This is a genomic window from Parazoarcus communis SWub3 = DSM 12120 (genome assembly GCF_003226565.1).
Lineage (GTDB): Bacteria > Pseudomonadota > Gammaproteobacteria > Burkholderiales > Rhodocyclaceae > Parazoarcus > Parazoarcus communis.
Genome location: NZ_QKOE01000056.1, coordinates 1 through 1,891, shown reverse-complemented (window position 1 = coordinate 1,891; position 1,891 = coordinate 1). Strand labels below are relative to the sequence as shown.

Here is a 1,891-nt window from a genome sequence, read left to right as displayed (position 1 = left end):
GGGCGCTTGAGCAACTGCAGCGCATTCAGCATCACCGCGTGCGTCTGAACGGCGGGGAGCCGGTGACAGGGGTGTCGACGCTCAGCACGGAACAGCATGAGGTGCTTCATGCATTAGGAATCGAAAAGCCAGCAGCGCCGGAGCAGTTGGCGCTGTTGTAGTGGCATTTTTGAAAGTGCGCTCTATAAAAAACAATGGCTTGCGAGCGTGACTGTCGAACTCCGGTGGTCTGGGTGACGCCGTGGCGGGTGACGGTGGACTGGGCGAGTTGGTGTTCGGCGTTCCAGCTCAGCTCGGCGAGTTCGTGGGCGCCCTTGCGCCTGCGGGTGACATTGCCGTGGGTATCGTAGTCGATGACGCGCCCGGTGGGGTCGTATCGAAAGGCGTGGGTGCCGCGCAGCTGATCGACGCGGGTCACCTGGTTGCCGGCCGTGTCCCAGCCGTAGTGGCGTTCGAGCACCGCAGTGCCTCTGCCATCGTTGTAACGATCACGGGCATTTCAACGTCCTGCGCCGCACCCTCCCGCGCGCACGCATCGTCAAGAAGATAGAGCCTGATACTGCTTGCTCAGTGCTATCGCTTCCATGGCGGAATCATTTTGAACTCCTCTATCGGTATGAAATCGAGCCCGAGAAATCCACGTTCGATACAGGCATCACGGAAAGTTTCCGTACAGACGACTTCACAATGAATGTCTACGCACTTAAATACTGATTTTTTCCCAATTTTATCCAGATTTGGAATAAATCGAGTAATTTCTTCGTAGAATGGAATTTCTGAAAAATACTTGTCATACTCGATTTCGCCGGTCCGAGGATCTCGGCTAATTTCATAATCCGACTTTTCAGTATCAATGATGGAGAGCCAGTCCCTCCATAGAAGGTAGTTGTACTTCTTGACAGTGGGTTTGCCATTGGACTGGATGATTTTCAGTGGAACCCGGCGAACGTAGGTGCCGAAGGAATCGCAGAGCTCGCAAAATGCGTCTGATCCAATTCGAAAGTCGTTCCAGAAATCGAAGTCGATTAAGGGGTTCTTGCTCCTGTACTCATAATTAAGTGTTATGTTGAACTTGTCTGGATCGGGGTCAAATTCATCCCATGTCCAATCATGATTGAGCACGCCCTTTAGTAGAACGGGGCATCCTTTGGCACCGGCCTTGTACGAAATTACGAATAGCTGCATTAGATTTCTCCTTCGATTCAAGCAAGCCTGCACTTTGGCGTGATAGCGACCTGTCCGCTCTCTATCCTGTCCTTGAATCTATATTGAATATCCTTGATTCCAAGCGCCAAGTCAGTGTCGGAGATGCTGCCCCGTCTCCATTGGTAATGGAGTGCTGCCACTTCGCCGCGCACGCTATTTGTATATTGATCATGGCTACTCCAGTGTCCGGGTAGCCCTGTCGCTTTAGCAAGGTCTTCGTTGTCCGGAAGTAGTATCCCATTGCCTCCTCCATCAGGATCAAAACCCATGCTCTTGAGCCTATCGAACATGTCTTGGTAGGCAGGGTCTTCCATTATTTCCGTCGGAATAAGATGGTGTGCCTGGTGGCAATCACCTTTCCTCCCCCCGAGCTTTCTGTCTAGCTTGGCGCTGCTTAATCCAAATGGATCGGAGAAGTTAAGCGGGTTTCCAGCGTACAAAGTGCAGTTGAGTCCCCCCTTCAACCCAATCGGATCCTGACTCACAAACCTTCCCACCCCCGGATCGTAATACCGAAACCGGTTGTAATGCAGCCCGGTCTCCTCATCGAACTGCTGTCCCTGGAAGCGGAAGGGCTGCTCGATGGGGGGCGGGGCTGGGGTGTGGCTGGATACCGAGCGCCCGTCGGTGCCGGTCTTGCGCACGGTCGCCTCGCCCCACACCCGATAGTCTGCCGCCCACACGA

At 53.7% G+C, this 1,891-nt stretch carries 3 protein-coding genes; all 3 read right to left on the bottom strand.

The annotated features are described in order from the left end of the window. Nucleotides 1–106: 106 nt before the first annotated feature. Nucleotides 107–460: a hypothetical protein gene (locus tag DNK49_RS24005; RefSeq protein ID WP_133255160.1), complete on the bottom strand. Its 354-nt coding sequence runs from the start codon at nucleotides 458–460 to the stop codon at nucleotides 107–109. 113 nt (nucleotides 461–573) lie between these two features. Next, nucleotides 574–1,185, bottom strand: a complete 612-nt coding sequence (locus tag DNK49_RS22890) for an Imm43 family immunity protein (protein ID WP_110530374.1) — start codon at nucleotides 1,183–1,185, stop codon at nucleotides 574–576. Between the two features lie 17 nt (nucleotides 1,186–1,202). Further along, on the bottom strand, nucleotides 1,203–1,891 hold a 689-nt coding region (locus DNK49_RS22885), incomplete at its 5' end, for an RHS repeat-associated core domain-containing protein (RefSeq protein ID WP_207807098.1).

Excerpts from the sequence above, each read along its gene's own strand:
- DNK49_RS22890 (WP_110530374.1), bottom strand. The coding sequence starts at position 1,185 with ATGCAGCTATTCGTAATTTCGTACAAGGCCGGTGCCAAAGGATGCCCC.